Annotated in this window: 19 protein-coding genes and 1 pseudogene; 19 read left to right on the plus strand and 1 reads right to left on the minus strand. The window is 37.7% G+C overall.

Annotated elements, in window-relative coordinates; all coding sequences use genetic code 11:
• The first annotated feature begins 125 nt into the window (after positions 1 to 125).
• The 5 genes from dnaJ (at position 126) to deoC (ending at position 5,213) form a co-directional block, all read left to right on the plus strand.
• On the plus strand, positions 126 to 1,256 hold the full coding sequence (gene dnaJ / locus V7138_RS05390) for a molecular chaperone DnaJ (protein WP_335394739.1): 1,131 nt from the start codon (positions 126 to 128) through the stop codon (positions 1,254 to 1,256).
• Positions 1,257 to 1,323: 67 nt separating this feature from the next.
• Positions 1,324 to 2,268 carry a 50S ribosomal protein L11 methyltransferase gene (prmA, locus tag V7138_RS05395; RefSeq protein WP_335394741.1) on the plus strand — a complete coding sequence of 315 codons (945 nt, stop codon included), beginning with the start codon at positions 1,324 to 1,326 and terminating at the stop codon, positions 2,266 to 2,268.
• A gap of 26 nt (positions 2,269 to 2,294) precedes the next feature.
• Positions 2,295 to 3,038, plus strand: coding sequence for a 16S rRNA (uracil(1498)-N(3))-methyltransferase (locus V7138_RS05400; protein WP_335394742.1), 744 nt, complete (start codon positions 2,295 to 2,297; stop codon positions 3,036 to 3,038).
• A gap of 5 nt (positions 3,039 to 3,043) precedes the next feature.
• On the plus strand, positions 3,044 to 4,405 hold the full coding sequence (gene mtaB, locus V7138_RS05405; protein ID WP_335394744.1) for a tRNA (N(6)-L-threonylcarbamoyladenosine(37)-C(2))-methylthiotransferase MtaB: 1,362 nt from the start codon (positions 3,044 to 3,046) through the stop codon (positions 4,403 to 4,405).
• Positions 4,406 to 4,544: 139 nt separating this feature from the next.
• Complete coding sequence (gene deoC, locus V7138_RS05410) at positions 4,545 to 5,213, plus strand: deoxyribose-phosphate aldolase (protein WP_335394746.1); 669 nt, start codon at positions 4,545 to 4,547, stop codon at positions 5,211 to 5,213.
• A 35-nt stretch (positions 5,214 to 5,248) separates the two neighbouring features.
• Here the strand turns inward: deoC and V7138_RS05415 are convergent, their stop codons facing one another.
• The gene (locus tag V7138_RS05415; protein WP_335394748.1) at positions 5,249 to 6,175 is read right to left on the minus strand and encodes a Na/Pi symporter; all 927 of its coding nucleotides are present in this window, start codon (positions 6,173 to 6,175) and stop codon (positions 5,249 to 5,251) included.
• 341 nt (positions 6,176 to 6,516) lie between these two features.
• Here V7138_RS05415 and rpsU point away from each other — a divergent pair, with 341 nt between their 5' ends.
• The 14 genes and pseudogenes from rpsU to V7138_RS05485 all read left to right on the plus strand — a co-directional run bounded on the left by rpsU (position 6,517) and on the right by V7138_RS05485 (position 17,737).
• Positions 6,517 to 6,690 carry a 30S ribosomal protein S21 gene (rpsU, locus tag V7138_RS05420; RefSeq protein WP_010678174.1) on the plus strand — a complete coding sequence of 58 codons (174 nt, stop codon included), beginning with the start codon at positions 6,517 to 6,519 and terminating at the stop codon, positions 6,688 to 6,690.
• Between the two features lie 16 nt (positions 6,691 to 6,706).
• Positions 6,707 to 7,153: a GatB/YqeY domain-containing protein gene (locus tag V7138_RS05425; protein WP_335394751.1), complete on the plus strand. Its 447-nt coding sequence runs from the start codon at positions 6,707 to 6,709 to the stop codon at positions 7,151 to 7,153.
• A gap of 208 nt (positions 7,154 to 7,361) precedes the next feature.
• Complete coding sequence (locus tag V7138_RS05430) at positions 7,362 to 8,693, plus strand: NfeD family protein (RefSeq protein ID WP_335394753.1); 1,332 nt, start codon at positions 7,362 to 7,364, stop codon at positions 8,691 to 8,693.
• 21 nt (positions 8,694 to 8,714) lie between these two features.
• The gene (floA, locus tag V7138_RS05435) at positions 8,715 to 9,704 is read left to right on the plus strand and encodes a flotillin-like protein FloA (RefSeq protein ID WP_335394755.1); all 990 of its coding nucleotides are present in this window, start codon (positions 8,715 to 8,717) and stop codon (positions 9,702 to 9,704) included.
• Positions 9,705 to 9,752: 48 nt separating this feature from the next.
• Positions 9,753 to 10,232, plus strand: a complete 480-nt coding sequence (locus V7138_RS05440) for a hypothetical protein (RefSeq protein WP_335394757.1) — start codon at positions 9,753 to 9,755, stop codon at positions 10,230 to 10,232.
• Between the two features lie 90 nt (positions 10,233 to 10,322).
• Entirely contained in the window at positions 10,323 to 10,607 is a 285-nt protein-coding gene (gene yqfC, locus V7138_RS05445; protein WP_335394759.1) for a sporulation protein YqfC, read from the plus strand.
• Between the two features lie 29 nt (positions 10,608 to 10,636).
• Complete coding sequence (gene yqfD / locus V7138_RS05450; protein WP_335394760.1) at positions 10,637 to 11,824, plus strand: sporulation protein YqfD; 1,188 nt, start codon at positions 10,637 to 10,639, stop codon at positions 11,822 to 11,824.
• A gap of 2 nt (positions 11,825 to 11,826) precedes the next feature.
• A complete protein-coding gene (locus V7138_RS05455) occupies positions 11,827 to 12,795 on the plus strand; it encodes a PhoH family protein (RefSeq protein WP_335394762.1) in 969 nt (322 codons plus the stop codon).
• An 80-nt stretch (positions 12,796 to 12,875) separates the two neighbouring features.
• Positions 12,876 to 15,074, plus strand: coding sequence for an HD family phosphohydrolase (locus V7138_RS05460; protein ID WP_335394764.1), 2,199 nt, complete (start codon positions 12,876 to 12,878; stop codon positions 15,072 to 15,074).
• Positions 15,071 to 15,541 carry an rRNA maturation RNase YbeY gene (gene ybeY / locus V7138_RS05465; protein ID WP_335394766.1) on the plus strand — a complete coding sequence of 157 codons (471 nt, stop codon included), beginning with the start codon at positions 15,071 to 15,073 and terminating at the stop codon, positions 15,539 to 15,541. The genes V7138_RS05460 and ybeY overlap by 4 nt, the downstream gene beginning before the upstream one ends.
• On the plus strand, positions 15,525 to 15,911 hold the full coding sequence (locus V7138_RS05470) for a diacylglycerol kinase family protein (protein ID WP_335394768.1): 387 nt from the start codon (positions 15,525 to 15,527) through the stop codon (positions 15,909 to 15,911). Before ybeY ends, V7138_RS05470 begins: the two co-directional genes overlap by 17 nt.
• A 97-nt stretch (positions 15,912 to 16,008) precedes the next feature.
• A pseudogene (locus tag V7138_RS05475) lies at positions 16,009 to 16,425 on the plus strand (cytidine deaminase); the annotation flags it as partial.
• Positions 16,415 to 17,326, plus strand: coding sequence for a GTPase Era (era, locus tag V7138_RS05480; RefSeq protein WP_335394771.1), 912 nt, complete (start codon positions 16,415 to 16,417; stop codon positions 17,324 to 17,326). The pseudogene V7138_RS05475 and the gene era, both read left to right, overlap by 11 nt.
• Positions 17,327 to 17,593: 267 nt before the next feature.
• Complete coding sequence (locus V7138_RS05485) at positions 17,594 to 17,737, plus strand: YqzL family protein (RefSeq protein WP_335394772.1); 144 nt, start codon at positions 17,594 to 17,596, stop codon at positions 17,735 to 17,737.
• Position 17,738 lies beyond the last annotated feature (1 nt).

Genomic DNA, 17,738 nt, shown 5'->3' on the forward strand with positions numbered 1-17,738 from the left:
TATGGAAAAGTCGAAGTCAGGCCTGCCTTGGCTTTGGCTTTTTTTGTTGAAAAGATGTATGATTGCCTTTTTATAAAACTAAGTGATACAATATTCTTTATGTGAATGATGCGGGAGTGGATTTAATGAGTAAAAGAGATTATTATGAGGTACTCGGGGTTTCGAAAAATGCAAGTAAAGATGAAATAAAAAAAGCATATCGAAAATTGTCTAAAAAATATCACCCCGATATCAATAAAGAAGCAGATGCTGCTGATAAGTTTAAGGAAATAACTGAAGCATATGATGCCTTGACAGATGATAACAAACGTGCCCATTATGACCAATTTGGCCATACAGATCCGAACCAAGGCTTTGGTGGCTTTGGTGGAGGTTCTGATTTTGGCGGAGGATTTGGTTTTGAAGATATCTTTAGTTCCATCTTTGGTGGTGGAACAAGACGAAGAGACCCAAATGCACCACGTCAAGGGGCAGATTTACAGTACACAATGACCATAAAGTTTGAAGAGGCTGTATTTGGTAAGGAAACGGACATCGAAATCCCAAGAGAAGAAGAATGTTCAACTTGTCATGGGTCTGGTGCAAAACCCGGAACAACTCCAGAAACTTGTTCACACTGTGGTGGTTCAGGTCAAATTAATGTTGAACAGAACACTGCATTTGGCAGGATAGTGAATAGACGTGTCTGTCATCACTGTAGTGGAACTGGTAAGTTTATTAAGGATAAATGTTCAACATGTAGTGGAACTGGTAAGGTGAAAAAACGCAAGAAAATCCATGTGAAAATACCTGCAGGTATCGATGACGGTCAACAGCTTCGTGTAGCTGGTCAAGGTGAACCAGGTGTAAATGGTGGCCCTCCAGGAGATTTATATGTTGTATTCCATGTGCGCTCCCATGAATTTTTCGAGCGTGATGGAGACGATATCTACTGCGAAATGCCATTAACCTTTGCACAAGCTACATTAGGTGATGAAATTGAAGTACCTACCTTGCACGGAAAGGTAAAGTTAAAAATTCCTGCTGGTACTCAAACTGGAACGAGATTCCGTCTTCGTGGCAAAGGTGTACCGAATGTACGAGGTTATGGTCAAGGTGACCAACATATTCAAGTTCGTGTCATTACCCCAACAAAGCTTACAGAAAAGCAAAAACAATTGCTTCGTGAATTTACAGAAATAGGCGGTAACGAAGCTCCGGATGAACAGCATGATAATTTTTTTTCAAAAGTAAAACGCGCGTTTAAAGGCGAGTAGAACAAATTTGATTCTGCGCTAAAGGCGCTGCAACTGGAATATAGAATTAGGATTGGAGTTGGTAGAATTGAAATGGTCTGAAATTAGCATTCACACAACACAGGAGGCGGTAGAGCCAGTATCGAATATTCTTCATGAAGCAGGTGCTAGTGGTGTTGTGATTGAAGATCCATTTGATCTAATAAAAGAACGAGAAAATGTGTTTGGTGAAATCTACCAACTTAATCCTGATGATTATCCTGAGGAAGGTGTCATCGTAAAAGCATACCTCCCTGTCAATAGCTTTTTAGGTGAAACAGTTGACGAAATAAAAGAGGCAATAAACAATCTTTTGCTTTTTGATATTGATTTGGGCCATAATAAAATCACAATTAGTGAAGTACATGAGGAGGAGTGGGCGACAGCTTGGAAAAAGTATTATCACCCTGTAAAAATCTCAGAGAAATTCACCATCGTACCGACGTGGGAAATATATGAGCCTGTTAATAGTGATGAATTAATTATCGAACTTGATCCTGGAATGGCTTTTGGAACAGGTACACATCCTACTACTGTCATGAGTATTCAAGCTCTTGAACGAACTGTAAAACAGGGAGATAGGATTATTGACGTTGGAACTGGTTCTGGCGTGCTAAGCATCGCTGCCGCAATGCTGGGTGCAAGCTCTATACAAGCTCTTGATTTAGACACGGTGGCCGTTGAAAGTGCAAAACTTAATATTAAATTAAACAAAGTACATGAAGTAGTGAATGTCTCTCAAAATAATCTTCTTGATGATATCGAAGGACCAGTGGATCTCATAGTGGCGAATATTCTTGCTGAAATAATTGTCCGATTCACAGACGATGCAGCGAAAATCCTAAAGCCAAATGGAGCTTTCATAGTATCTGGTATCATTAATACAAAAAAACAAGAAGTAAAAGAAAGCCTGATCGCTTCAGGTTTCACAATTGAAGAAGTACTTGTTATGGAAGACTGGGTATCAATGATTGCTAGAAAGAAAAGTGAATAAGGGAATCTAGCAGGTGGAGGAAAAAGATGCAGCGATATTTCGTCGATGAAATGAACGAAACGCAAGCCACAATCGTAGGTGAAGATGTTCACCATATTACACGAGTCATGAGAATGTCAGTTGGAGACTCCATATTTTGTTGTTATAATGGTAAAGTGGCACTTTGTACAATTACTGAAATTACCAATGATACAGTTTTAGCAAATGTTGTAGAATGGGTAGAGAACTCGAATGAACTCCCCATTCAGGTATGTATCGCTAGCGGATTACCAAAAGGGGACAAGTTTGAATATGTAATCCAAAAAGGGACGGAGCTTGGAGCATCTGAGTTTGTCCCTTTTGTTGCGGCTCGTTCAATTGTTAAATGGGATGAAAAAAAAGGACAAAAAAAGGTTGAGCGCTGGGAAAAAATTGCAAAGGAAGCAGCAGAGCAATCCCACCGTGCAGTGGTTCCAGCAGTGAACAAACCTTTGTCTTTTAAAGAATTATTGTCTTTTAGTCAGTCCTATACTTATAAAGTAGTAGCTTATGAAGAGGATGCAAAGCGTGGTGAAAGCTCAAATCTAGCTCGTGTCATATCACAATTAAAACACGGGGAATCCTTATTTGTTGTGATTGGACCCGAAGGTGGTTTAACTGAGAACGAGGTCTCGACATTAATAGAAAATGGGTTTATTTCATGTAGCTTTGGTCCAAGAATTTTACGAACTGAGACAGCACCATTATATGTATTATCTGCTGTTTCATATTATTTTGAATTAGCGAGGTGACAACAATGTCATTAGTTGCATTCCACACATTAGGATGTAAAGTAAATCATTATGAAACAGAAGCAATTTGGCAACTCTTTAAAGAAAATGGATATGAGCGTACCGAATTTGAAAGCACTGCTGATGTGTATGTTATTAATACTTGTACTGTTACAAATACAGGAGATAAAAAGAGTAGACAGGTCATTCGCAGAGCGATCCGTAAAAACCCTGATGCCGTTATTTGTGTGACAGGATGTTATGCGCAAACTTCACCAGCAGAAATCATGGCGATTCCTGGAGTTGATATTGTTGTAGGAACACAGGACCGCAAAAAAATGCTTGAGTATATTGAGCAATACAAGCAAGAACGTACGCCAATTAATGGCGTAGGGAATATTATGAAAACACGTGTATATGAAGAACTAGATGTTCCTTCATTTACAGACCGTACACGTGCCTCATTAAAGATTCAAGAGGGATGTAACAATTTCTGTACCTTCTGTATTATTCCATGGGCTCGTGGGCTAATGCGTTCTCGTGATCCAGAAGAAGTAATTAAACAAGCTCAACAGCTTGTAAATGCTGGATATAAAGAAATCGTTTTAACGGGCATTCATACCGGTGGCTATGGTGAGGATATGAAAGATTACAATCTAGCTGCCCTCTTACGCGACTTAGAATCTAAGGTAATTGGACTTAAGCGAATTCGTATTTCCTCCATTGAGGCTAGTCAAATCACCGATGAGATTATTGAAGTACTTGATCAATCAACAAAAGTAGTTAGACATCTACACGTTCCATTGCAATCTGGTTCAAACACTGTGTTAAAACGTATGAGACGTAAATACACAATGGAATTCTTTGCTGAGCGTTTAACAAAACTACGTGAAGCATTACCAGGCCTAGCGTTAACATCTGATGTTATTGTTGGTTTCCCTGGCGAGACAGAGGAAGAGTTTATGGAGACGTATAATTTTGTAAAAGAACATAAATTCTCTGAATTACACGTTTTCCCATACTCTAAGCGCACAGGTACGCCAGCAGCAAGAATGGAAGACCAAATTGATGAAGAAGTCAAAAATGAGCGTGTTCACCGTCTCATTTCACTTTCTGACCAATTAGCAAAGGAATACGCATCTAATTACGAAGGAGAGGTATTAGAGGTTATTCCCGAAGAGTTAGACAAGGAAAATCCAACAAGTGGTTTATATGTTGGTTTTACTGACAACTATCTAAAAGTGAAGTTCGATGCAACTGAGGATATGATCGGTAAAATCGTGAAAGTAAAAATCACAAAAGCTGGCTACCCATATAATGAGGGTCAATTTGTCAAGGTTGAAGAAGACCTTCTGATTGAGGAAGAAGAAACAAGAACTACAGCGTAACTAAAAAAGAAGTTAATCTATTGATTAGCTTCTTTTTTTTATCGCATAATATTACTGTTTAGGTGCTAGTCACCATTTAGAACTAATGATATGATGTTAGAGGTACGTACATCTAAAAAGCTAAAAGGAGATATACATAATGACGAATATTGCTAAAATGATAGATCATACAGCATTAAAAGCAGATACAACAAAAGAACAAATCGAAAATCTTTGTGCAGAGGCAAAGGAATATGGATTTATGTCTGTGTGTGTGAACCCAACTTGGGTTGAAACAGCGGCAAGTCTTTTAAAGGATTCTGAAGTGAAGGTTTGTACTGTTATCGGATTTCCATTAGGAGCTAGTACTTCTGAAACAAAGGCATTTGAAACAAAGGATGCCATTGAAAAAGGGGCAACAGAAGTCGATATGGTCATCAATATTGGTGCCCTTAAGGATAAAAATGATGAATTAGTTGAAAAAGATATTCATGCTGTTGTAGAAGCTGCAAAAGGTAAAGCACTAACAAAGGTGATTATTGAAACTTGTCTTTTAACTGAAGAAGAAAAAGTAAGAGCCTGTGAACTATCCGTTAAAGCTGGAGCAGATTTTGTAAAAACATCAACAGGTTTTTCAACTGGTGGGGCTACTGTTGAAGACATTCGTTTAATGCGTAAAACAGTTGGACCAGATATCGGTGTAAAAGCATCTGGCGGAGTTCGTGACCTAAAAGGGACTCAAGACATGATTGAAGCTGGAGCAACTAGAATTGGTGCAAGTTCAGGCGTAGCAATCGTTAACGGACTAACAGGATCATCTGATTATTAAAAAGGAAAAAAGCTGGCTCAAAAGGCCAGCTTTTCTTATCCAGCTCTGTGTACCTTCATAATGAAATTCGTCAACATTCCCACAAAAGGTAAAAAGAGCAGTGAAGTTAGAACGTTAAAAATTAAACTAACATGGGCAATCTGAACATCAGGATGTGAAGTAAGCAACATTGCGATTTGACCAAGTACATTGATGAACGGGAAAAAGATAACCACCCCAATTACATTCACCCAAATATGGGCATATGCAGCCAATTTTGCCTCGTGTCTACTCCCAATACTCGCAATAAAAGCAGTAATACATGTTCCAATATTTGCGCCAAGTAAAACAGCAATCCCGGCATTTAAAGTTAGTAGCTGTTCATTCAAAAAGCCCATAATAATACCAGTTGTAGCTGTGCTAGATTGAATAATGGAAGTCAAAATGGTCCCAACACCTACACCAAAAAGGCCACTTTCATTTGTCTGTTGAAAAAAAGTATGAATGGACGGGAATTGTGAGATTGGTCTGGCAAGCTGCTCAAAACCGTTCATTGCAACAAACATGCATCCTAGTCCAAATAAAAAAGCACCAAAGCTAAAAACCTGTTGATTACTAACAAATAAACATAAAAATCCTATTATTAAAATCGGAACAATCCATTCAAAAATATCAAAAGTAATCATTTCAGCCGTAAAAGTTGTTCCAATATTAGTGCCGAGAATAATGCCAATCGATTGTTTAAAGGTTAAATATCCTGTGGCAATTAGTCCAACAACAAGCACCATAACTGCAGAACTACTATGGATTATGGCAGTTATAATCATCCCAGTTATTAATCCTTTAACTGGGTTATCAGTAAATCGAATCAGCCAAACCCTTAATTTATCACCTGTAAGATTATAAAGGCCTGTCCTCATTACGGTCATACCGAATAAGAATATCGCAATAAAAACAGCAAATAAAGAAATAAGTTCAATCATGCAATCTCACCCCTATCTCATTGTATGGACAAGGTTTCATGAAAATGACTACTTGTACTTTTTTTACTTGAATATCTCTGCTTTTTTTGAGAGGATATTTACCTACAAAAAGAGAGGAATTAACATGAATAACCATAAAAAAATGATTGAAGCTAGTAGAGAAAACATGATTTCTAGTGTTCCTATTGTGAATTACAGTTGACCAAAAATCATGCATATATTATAATTGCAAAGTACATGTTTATTTTTTCGACGATTTTTTGTAATCGACACTTAGAGAATGAAATAGAACATGTGTCTTAATTAGAGTTAGTGGTTGTTTTCGGAGGGAGGGAATTAGAATGTCAAAAACGGTCGTTCGTAAAAACGAATCGCTTGAAGATGCTCTTCGCCGCTTCAAACGGACTGTATCTAAATCAGGTACTATCCAAGAAGCTAGAAAGCGCGAATTCTATGAAAAGCCTAGCGTAAAGCGTAAGAAGAAATCTGAAGCTGCTAGAAAGCGCAAATACTAAAAGAGGGTGTAGTTTTATGAGTCTTCTCGAGCGTTTAAATAATGATATGAAAACAGCGATGAAGAATAAAGAGAAAGATAAGCTATCTGTTATTCGAATGGTAAAGGCTGCTCTTCAAAATGAAGGCATTAAGCTGGGTAACAGTGAACTTTCAGACGAAGCAGAACTAACAGTTCTTACTCGTGAAGTAAAACAACGAAAAGATTCCCTCCGCGAATTTAGTAACGCTGGTCGTGAAGATCTTGTTAATAAAATTCAAAATGAAATTGAGATATTAGAGGTATACCTTCCAGAACAATTATCTGAAGAGGATCTTGTTGAAATTGTGAAAGAAACAGTACAAGAGGTCAATGCTTCTTCAAAAGCTGACATGGGCAAGGTGATGGCTGCAATCATGCCAAAGGTAAAAGGAAAGGCTGACGGCGGTCTCGTAAACAAGCTTGTTCAACAGCAATTATCTTAACAAAAACACCTTACATCGTGTAAGGTGTTTTTTCTATATGAGATAATAAAGCGCATGCATCTAGGACTGGATTTTTAATTCAGTAAAAATGGGAAAAATCGACATGAAAAAAGTTTACATAGAACCTATGAATAATGAAACCTAGCAGCCGTTTCAAACGTAATACATACTATCACAACGCAAAAATGAATAGAGAGGAGGGGACGCTTTGAAAAAATGGAGAATCCTTATATTCTTGTCCATTATTCTTTTGCCACTCATCTTCACACTGATGCCAAATAAAAGCTATACAGCTGCGGATCAAGTGGTTTATTTTATTCCATTAGAAGAAACAGTAGAAAAGGGATTAAGTGCTTTTATCGATCGTTCGATTACAGATGCTGAGGATAAAGGAGCGGGCATCATTATCTTTGAAATCGATACACCTGGTGGAGCGGTTGATGCTGCAACACAAATCGGGAAGCGAATTCAGGAAACAGACATACCGACAGTTGCCTACATTAATAACGATGCAATTTCAGCGGGGGCTTTCATCGCATTAAATGCGGATAAGATCTATATGTCTCATAATGGAAGAATGGGAGCAGCTGGAATCATTGACCAAGCAGGGAATACAGCTGATGAGAAAGCCGTTTCCTATTGGTTATCCGCAATGAAAGGTGCTGCAGAAAACAACGGCCGTGATCCAATATACGCTTTAGCAATGGCTGATAAAGAGATTGACCTGCCAGAGCTAGGTGCTGAAAAAGGAAAGTTCCTTACCTTAACAGCCAAACAGGCTCTTTCAGTTGGTTATGCTGAAGGGATAGTAGAGGATAGGGCTGAGTTATTACAAACGTTAGGCTATGAGAAAGCTGCAGTTGAAGAGGCTGAGGTTAGTCTAGCAGAAAAAATTGCTCGATTTATTACAAATCCAATTGTTGTTTCGATTTTATTAACAATCGGAAGCTTAGGATTAGTTGTTGAATTATACTCTCCTGGCTTTGGTATTCCTGGTATAATGGGAATATCGGCACTATTGCTCTTTTTCTATGGGCATCTAGTAGCGGGGTTAGCAGGAATGGAGGCTATTATCCTTTTTGTTGTAGGAATTGTATTGATTTTATTGGAGTTTGTTTTGCCTGGGGGGATTATCGGCTTGATAGGATTAGGAGCTATTTTAACGAGCTTTTTCTTGGCAGGAAGCAGTTTCATGGTTATTGGTATTTCATTGTTAGTAGCTTTAGTAGCAACGATTGTGGTATCCATCATTTTAGTGAAAGTATTCGGCAAGAACCTACATGCATTTAAAAAGATTATCCTTTTTGATTCTACTAATACCGAAAGTGGGTATGTGTCAAATAAGAATCGAGAAGATTTAATTGGAAAACAAGGCATTGCATTAACAACATTAAGACCTTCTGGTACTGCTATTATCAATAATGAAAGAGTAGATGTTGTTACACAAGGGAATTACATTGAGAAAGATACAAAAGTAGAAGTCATCAAAACAGAAGGTTCCCGAATCGTTGTTCGGGAAGTTCCTGAAATTGATAAATAAAAACAAGTAGGAGGAAAATAAATGCCAACAGGTATGATTACAGTTCTAATTTTAGTTGCACTCGCTATTATTTTATTGGCAGTACTATTCACCTTTGTGCCAGTTGCACTTTGGATTTCAGCACTTGCTGCTGGTGTCCGTGTAAGTATCTTTACATTAATCGGGATGAGGTTACGTCGTGTTATCCCGAACCGAGTAATTATTCCATTAATTAAGGCTCAAAAAGCAGGATTACAACTTAGTACAAACCAATTGGAGAGTCACTATTTAGCCGGTGGTAATGTCGACCGCGTTGTAAATGCTCTTATAGCTGCACAGCGTGCAAACATTGATTTAACATTTGAAAGAGCAGCTGCAATCGACTTAGCTGGGCGTGACGTGTTAGAAGCTGTGCAAATGAGTGTTAACCCTAAGGTTATCGAAACCCCGTTTATTTCAGGTGTTGCGATGGATGGTATTGAAGTAAAAGCAAAAACTCGTATTACCGTTCGTGCCAATATTGATCGTTTAGTCGGAGGGGCAGGGGAAGAAACTGTTATTGCCCGTGTAGGTGAGGGGATTGTAAGTACAATCGGTTCTCAAACGGACCATAAAAAGGTTCTTGAAAATCCTGATATGATTTCTCAAACGGTTTTAGCAAAAGGGCTAGATGCAGGGACTGCATTTGAAATCCTATCTATTGATATTGCAGATATTGATATCGGTAGAAACATAGGTGCCGTGCTTCAAACAGACCAAGCTGAGGCCGACAAGAAAATTGCCCAAGCGAAGGCTGAAGAACGCCGTGCAATGGCGGTTGCAAGTGAACAAGAGATGCGCGCTCGCGTAGAAGAAATGAAAGCGAAGGTTGTAGAGGCAGAGGCTGAAGTACCACTAGCTATGGCAGAAGCATTGCGATCAGGCAACCTTGGTGTACTTGATTACACAAACCTAAAAAATATTATGGCTGACACCGATATGAGAAATTCAATTGGTAAAAGCACACATGACGATGATGAAAATCAAAAATAATCATCATGAATAAACCTCAAACTCAAACGTTGAAAGGAGGTTTACACTTTGGATTCACTAATACAAAACTTAATTGAATTGGTTATGTCAAATGCCTGGATTCTGATTATCATTCTTGGTTTTGTCTTTAATACGTTTAAACGTTTTAATGCGGATGAAAAAGAGCCTACGCCCCAGATTCCATTGCCAAAGCAATTCAATCCGTTTAACCAAGAACGCAAAACTGAAAAAGAAGAATATCAGGTCGAAACAAAGTATGATGATAATGAATTTGAATCTAAAGAAGGATCAGATACGCAAGTTCCTAATACATTTTATGAACGATATCAAGAGCTCCAACAAAAGGGAACTTATAATGAAACAACAACTGAGGAAGAACCAGCTCTAACTGTTATTAAACCTTCCCTAGCTACAAGGGAAAATAAGGCTGTCAAAGGCTTCTCGAAAAATAAGGTTGTTGAAGGGATTATTTGGTCTGAAATTCTTGGTCCGCCAAGAGCAAAAAGACCGTATCAAACCCGTCGTTAAAAATGATTAACGGATAATACTCCTATATAATTAAATGTTCTATGAACCTCCTTTCACTCATAAATATGAGTTGAAAGGGGGTTCTTTGTTATGCCTAAAAACCTAGGACTACGCATGAAAAGATGGATTACAAACAAGATGGAACTTCCTGCTGATGTTATGATGGATCTTCCAAGAATCACTATGATTGGACAATTACATATTTACATAGAGAATCATCGAGGACTGTTAACATTTTCAGATAAAGAGGTGCGTCTTTTATTGAAACAAGGACAACTTCTAATTAAAGGAAAAGCATTTGTGATTAAAACGATTTTACCTGAAGAAATCATGCTCGAAGGAAAAATTGAACATGTGCAATATATTGAGAATTGATTCAGAATTGATTCACTAGGGGGATAAGCATGAAAAACCATTGGATGCATTTTTTTAGTGGGAGTGTCAAAGTTATTATATCTGGAAAAGGGACAGAGCGATTTATAAATGAATGTGTAAGACGAGGGATTGTTGTCTGGGATGTGAAGAAGCCTGGTACCCATACCTTGAACTTCTCTATGTATTTGAAAGATATCAAGCTAATTCGGCAAGTCGTCCGTAAAAATGATTGTAAGCTCCGATTCATTGGGAAGAAAGGCTTACCATTTCTCGTCCAAAAGGCGTTTTACAATAGTGGATTTTTAATTGGTGCTATTTCGTTTTTAATCATCGTTACTTTATTATCGAATATGGTCTGGGGTATAAAGGTAGAAGGGGCTAAACCGGAAACAGAGCACCGCATTATTCAAGAATTGAAAAAGCTTGGTGTAGAAAAAGGGAAGTTACAATTTTTTATTGAAGATAATGAATCGCTGCAAAGACATCTAGAAGATGCCATTAACGATATTACATGGATTGGTGTGGAATTAAATGGGACGACCTATCATTTCGAGGTTGTTGAAAAGAACCAGCCTGAGCCTCCAGAACAGTATAGTCCAAGACATCTGGTGGCGAATAAAAAAGCCATTATTAAAAAACTAATTGTCGAAGAAGGAAAGCCAGTTGTGGCTGAAAATGATTTTGTTAAAAAAGGCGATCTTTTAGTTACGGGTAAAATTGGAAAAGAGGGAGAAGAAGTCTATGTACCTGCACGTGGAAAAATTTTTGGCGAAACTTGGTACAAGTCTGAAGTAAAGGTAGATATTACAACGAAATTTGATGTGCTGACTGGGGAAAATAAAATAAAACATTATATTTCGTTAGGTAATTTACGTATTCCAATTTGGGGATTTGGCAAAATTGAATATAAGGAATATCAAACAGAATTAGATGAAAGACATATCAAGTTTTTTAATTGGGAACTTCCAGTCGCGTATGAAAAAGAGACAATTAGGGAAAGTGAAAAAATCACCAGAACGTATAGCACAAATCAAGCCATAGAGGTAGCAAAAGAGATCGGAAGAAACCAATTAGAACAACAATTAGATAGTGATGCTGAAATTATAGAAGAAAAAGTTTTGCGTCAATCCATTAACAATGGTAAAGTAAAATTGGAAATAAAATATAATGTTATTGAGAATATCGTTACAACGATACCATTAGTTCAAGGAGACTAAGGATGTCAGAAGATTTAGTAATGAGTAAACATCAACTAGAAAATCCAAACGAGGCACTTGTTTTATTTGGAAATAATGATCTTCATCTAAAAAGGATTGAAGAAGAATTAAACGTTTCAATCATCACGAGAGGTGAAGCGCTTCACGTTTCGGGTGACCCAACAAGCGTTCAACTTGTTGAGGAAATTCTTGATAAGCTTCTGGGAGTAATTCGCAAGGGTATACGTGTGAGTGAACGTGATGTCATCTATTGTATTCAAATGGCCAAAAGCGGAAAACTGGATTCGTTTGAAGAATTATATGATGAAGAAATTACAAAAACGGCAAAAGGAAAATCCATTCGTGTGAAAACACACGGCCAACGTCAATATGTGGCAGCTATCAAACAGCATGATTTAGTTTTTGGAATTGGACCAGCAGGTACAGGAAAAACCTATTTGGCCGTTGTTATGGCTGTTAACGCTTTAAAAAATGGTCAGGTTAAACGGATTATTCTAACTCGTCCGGCTGTTGAAGCTGGAGAGAGCCTAGGATTTTTACCAGGAGACTTAAAAGAAAAGGTTGACCCATATTTACGTCCTTTATATGATGGATTACATGATGTGCTTGGAGCCGAGCATACCGAACGATTAATGGAACGAGGCATAATTGAAATTGCCCCCTTAGCTTATATGAGAGGGAGAACACTTGATGATGCATTCGTCATTTTAGATGAAGCACAGAATACTACATTGGCTCAAATGAAGATGTTTTTGACACGACTAGGTTTTGGCTCTAAAATGGTCATAACAGGAGATATCTCGCAAATCGATTTACCTAAAGGGGCAAAATCGGGATTACATGAAGCCATAAATATTCTCAGGGATGTTTACGGTTCTGCGTTTATCTTCTTAGAACAGTCCGATGTTGTTCGTCATCCACTTGTAGTCCGCATTATTGAAGCGTATGAAAAGGCGGAAACTGATCAATAAGTAAAAGACCCATATGGAATGGGTCTTTTTTACCATTAAAGGAACTGGTAAAATAATCCTTAGAAAAGGAGGTTCACCAAATGAGGAAAAGTATAAAGCTGACGAATAAGTTATCCCTTATAAAAAACAATCAATCCCTACATATTTTGATTTATATCCTCCTAGCAGGAATTATGTTTTTAGTCATGTACAGTAATGTAAAACCTGAAGTATTGCATTTAGAGGTGTTGCATCCATCTGAACAGACAATCCGTTCTCCGTTAACAATTGAAGATAAAGTGGCCACTAAAGCCAAACAGGATGCAGCAGCAAAAGAAGTTGAGGATGTTTTTACCCTTAAATCGGAATATGCGGATAATCAAATTGATCTTGCTATTTCTATTTTTGACTCCATTGAAGAAACGAATAATGAAGCATTGGATATGTATAATGCAACGGTAAAAGAATGGGAAAACCTTTCGGAAGAAGACCGCGGAGAAGAACCCAAACAATGGACAGCTTCAGAAAAGCTACAGATGTTAAAGACGAAGCTGCCACAAGATTTAACAAATCGTATCCCAGATGAAGTTTTTACAACTCTATTAACAGCAACACCTGAACAATTATCTCGTGCAAAAGATGGAGTTATTACAGCAGTTAATAATGTAATGAACACCAGAATACCTTCTTCTGAAGTCGAGAATGCCAAAAATAAAGTAGTAGAGGAATTACGATACTCTAGTGTGGATGCAGCCCTACGAGAGCCAATGCGTGAAATGGCGCGCTTTGCGGTCGTTCAAAACGTCTATTATGATGTTGAAGCAACCGAAGAAAAACGCCAACAGGCAATAGAAGCAGTGGAGCCAGTAAAAATTCTCCAAGGTCAAATTATCGTCGAAGAAGGACAATTAATCACGAGGGATATTTATCGTCAACTTGAGCTACTAGGTATGACCAGCTCTAATAATCCAATTCAACCATTTATCGGATTAGCGTTAATTATTGTCTTAGTTATAGCAGCCTTAGTCTATCACTTTCATAATGATATGATTCCTGCCGATCGACATCGGAACATCTATTTGTTAATTTTTGCGATTATCTTTACTATTACCATTCTATTGATGAAGGGTATTAGTTTATTCCAACAAATCGATTATTCAGATATAGGGTATATTGTTCCGGTTGCAATGGGTGCAATGTTAATAAAGCTTTTAATAAATGAAAAAGTTGCCATTCTCTCAAGTATGATTTTTGCTGTTTGTGGAAGTCTTATCTTTAATGAAGGTGTTACTGGTACGCTGAATTTTACAGCAGGTATATATTTCTTGTTTGGTTGCTTAGCTGGTGTGTTGTTTTTAAGTAAGCATAATCGCAGAGGGAAAATTCTCCAAGCCGGGCTTTTTGTTGCATTGATTAATATTATTGTGATCTTTTCGATCATGTTATTGCAAAATGGTAGTTATTCAAGTTTAGATTATGGTTCATCAATTATTATGGCGGTTTTATCTGGTGTGATAGCAGCTGTATTAACAATCGGGCTATTACCATTTTTTGAAGCTGGGTTCAATATTCTATCAACAATGAAGCTAATTGAACTATCGAATCCAAATCATCCGTTATTACGAAAAATTTTAACCGAAGCACCCGGAACGTATCATCATAGTGTCATGGTTGCAAATTTATCAGAGTCAGCCTGTGAAGCAATTGGGGCGAATGGGTTATTAGCTAGAGTATCATCGTATTATCATGATATTGGAAAAACAAAACGACCGCATTTCTTTATAGAAAATCAGATGAATATTGAAAATCCACATGATAAGATTGCCCCACAGCTTAGTAAAACGATTATTACGGCACATGCTACAGACGGTGCAGAAACTTTGAGGAAGTACAAAATGCCAAAAGAAATCGTTGACATAGCTGAGCAGCATCATGGGACAACATTGCTAAAATATTTTTATCATAAGGCAAAGCAACAAAGTGATCGAGACATTCTGGAATCGGATTTTCGATATGCGGGACCTAAAGCTCAAACAAAAGAGGCATCAGTCATTGGAATTGCCGATAGTGTTGAAGCAGCGGTACGTTCACTGTCAAATCCAACCCCACAAAAAATTGAGTCACTGGTTAATAGCATTATTGCTGACAGATTACAGGATGGGCAATTTGATGAATGTGATATTACTCTAAAAGAGCTTGATATCGTCGCAAAAACACTTTGTGAATCACTAAAGGGAATCTTCCACTCACGGATTGAATACCCTGTGGAGGCCACAAAACAGAAGGTGAAGGAAGCATGAGATTAGAAATTGATTTTAATGATGAAATTGGTGAAGTAAAAGAAGAAGAATGTACATTAGTACAGGAGTTACTCTTTTTAGCTGCAGATCAGGAAGGTGTCAAAGAAGGAACAGAGGTTTCAATTACGTTTGTTGATAATGATCGAATTCAAGAGATCAATCGAGAATATCGAGATAAGGACCAACCAACTGATGTTATTTCCTTTGCCATGGAAGAAATGGGTGAAGGAGAGATTGCGATTATCGGGGAAGACATACCAAAGCTCCTAGGAGATATCATCATTTCAATTCCAAGGGCAAGGGAACAAGCCGATGATTATGGCCATTCCTTTGCCCGGGAATTAGGTTTCCTCGCTGTTCATGGTTTCCTGCATTTACTTGGCTATGACCATATGACAAAAGAAGATGAAGAAAAAATGTTTTCAAGACAAAAGGAAATCTTAGAGGCGTATGGACTTGAAAGATAAGCAAGAAAGTAAATGGACGCGTTTTATTAAAAGCTTTTCGTATGCTTTTCAAGGCTTGCGGGAAGCATTTTTGTCGGAACGTAATTTACAGATCCATTTTGTGTTTTCTGTAATTGTCGTGATTTGTGGTCTCCTTTTTCAAATTACAAAGGTAGAATGGATGGTTATTTTACTTCTAATCGGTGGAATGTTTTCGATTGAATTAATGAATACTGCCGTTGAAAAAGTGGTGGATTTAGTTACTAGTGAATTCCACCCCTTGGCGAAGAAAGCTAAGGATATTGCAGCTGGAGCTGTCCTTTTCTATGCCATCATTTCCGCAATTGTAGGTGTAATCATATTTCTACCTTACTTAATCCGTATAATTTAAAGAAAATTCTTACAATTATGTAACAAATGTTTTAAATCCATGCATGAATCCATTTTTTTATGTAAAATGAAAATACACTTTCGTACTACACGATGCAGAAAGGAATTTAGAAATGAAAACAGAGGAACTAATCAACGAAGCGAAAAAAGCAAGAGAACGAGCATATGTTCCATATTCGAAATTTAAGGTAGGAGCTGCCCTATTAACGAAGGACGGTAAGGTCTACCACGGTTGTAATATTGAGAATGCAGGCTATAGTGCAACCAATTGTGCAGAAAGAACAGCATTATTTAAAGCTGTTTCTGAAGGTGATAAGGAGTTTACAGCCATTGCTGTAGTTGCAGATACTGACCGGCCAGTACCTCCATGTGGCGTATGTCGTCAAGTCATTTCAGAACTGTGCCCGCCTGATATGAAGGTTTATTTATCAAACCTAAAAGGTGATGTACAAGAAACAACGATTACGGAATTACTGCCTGGAGCTTTTACACCGGAGGATCTACATGGAAAATAAGAATAGTTATAAATCTGGCTTTGTTTCAATTATTGGACGCCCAAATGTTGGGAAGTCCACATTTTTAAATCATGTTATCGGACAAAAAATTGCAATCATGAGTGATAAACCCCAAACTACACGAAACAAGGTACAAGGGGTCTTTACAGAGGAAAATTCTCAAATTATTTTTATTGACACACCTGGGATTCATAAACCAAAGCATAAGCTTGGCGATTTTATGATGAAGGTTGCTCAAAACACACTCAAAGAAGTCGATATTGTCTTATTTATGATAAATGCTGAAGAGGGCTATGGACGCGGTGATGAGTTTATCATAGAACGTCTAAAAAATGTTCAGACACCAGTTTTTCTTGTTGTTAATAAGATAGACCAAATCCATCCTGACAAATTATTAGAATTAATCGAGCAGTACAAAGGCCTCTATCCTTTTAAAGAAATTGTTCCAATATCAGCACTGCAGGGTACCAACACCCCAAGATTAGTGGAGCAAATTAAAAAATATTTGCCGGAGGGGCCCCAATACTATCCTGCTGATCAGGTCACAGACCATCCGGAACGCTTTATTATCACAGAATTAATTCGTGAAAAAGTACTTCACCTTACAAGAGAAGAAATACCACATTCCATTGCAGTTGTCATGGATTCACTTGAAAGAAGAGAAGGTGGCAATACGGTTTATGTAGGTGCGACTATCATTGTCGAGCGCAGTTCGCAAAAAGGAATTGTAATTGGAAAACAAGGCGGCATGCTAAAAGAGGTTGGTAAACGGGCACGCGCTGATATTGAAGCATTGCTAGGATCGAAGGTCTTTTTAGAGCTTTGGGTAAAGGTGCAAAAGGACTGGCGCAACAAAATGTCTCAACTTCGTGACTATGGATTCAGGGAAGATGAATATTAGAAAATTGATCTGAAAAGATGACATTAAAGTATTTGCATTTCTGAAAAAAATACACGGATTAGCAAAATTTATGTAACATGTTTTTTAGGATTTTCGGTCAAGATATTCTTACAAGTGAATGTTCAAAAGAACAAGGAAAAGGACAGTGTGTAAGAAGTCAAAAGTCCTCACAACTGTCATTTTCACCTGACGTTTTGAACATCACCTACAAATGAATGAAATTGGAGTAGTCTTTGCTAGTCTTAATATCAGAAAGGTGGGGTTACTATGTTAGATTTTACCTGGAAGGTGTTTAGTCAAACAGGTAATGTTGATACGTATCTTCTTTTTAAGGAATTGGAACAAGAGAAGACTGAGAGACCCGAAACACAGAGTGAGGAGCTAGCAGAAATAGATTTTCCAATTACTTGAC

Origin of the sequence: Bacillus sp. JJ1533 (assembly GCF_036965045.1) — a bacterium.
Classification (GTDB): domain Bacteria; phylum Bacillota; class Bacilli; order Bacillales; family Bacillaceae_L; genus Ferdinandcohnia.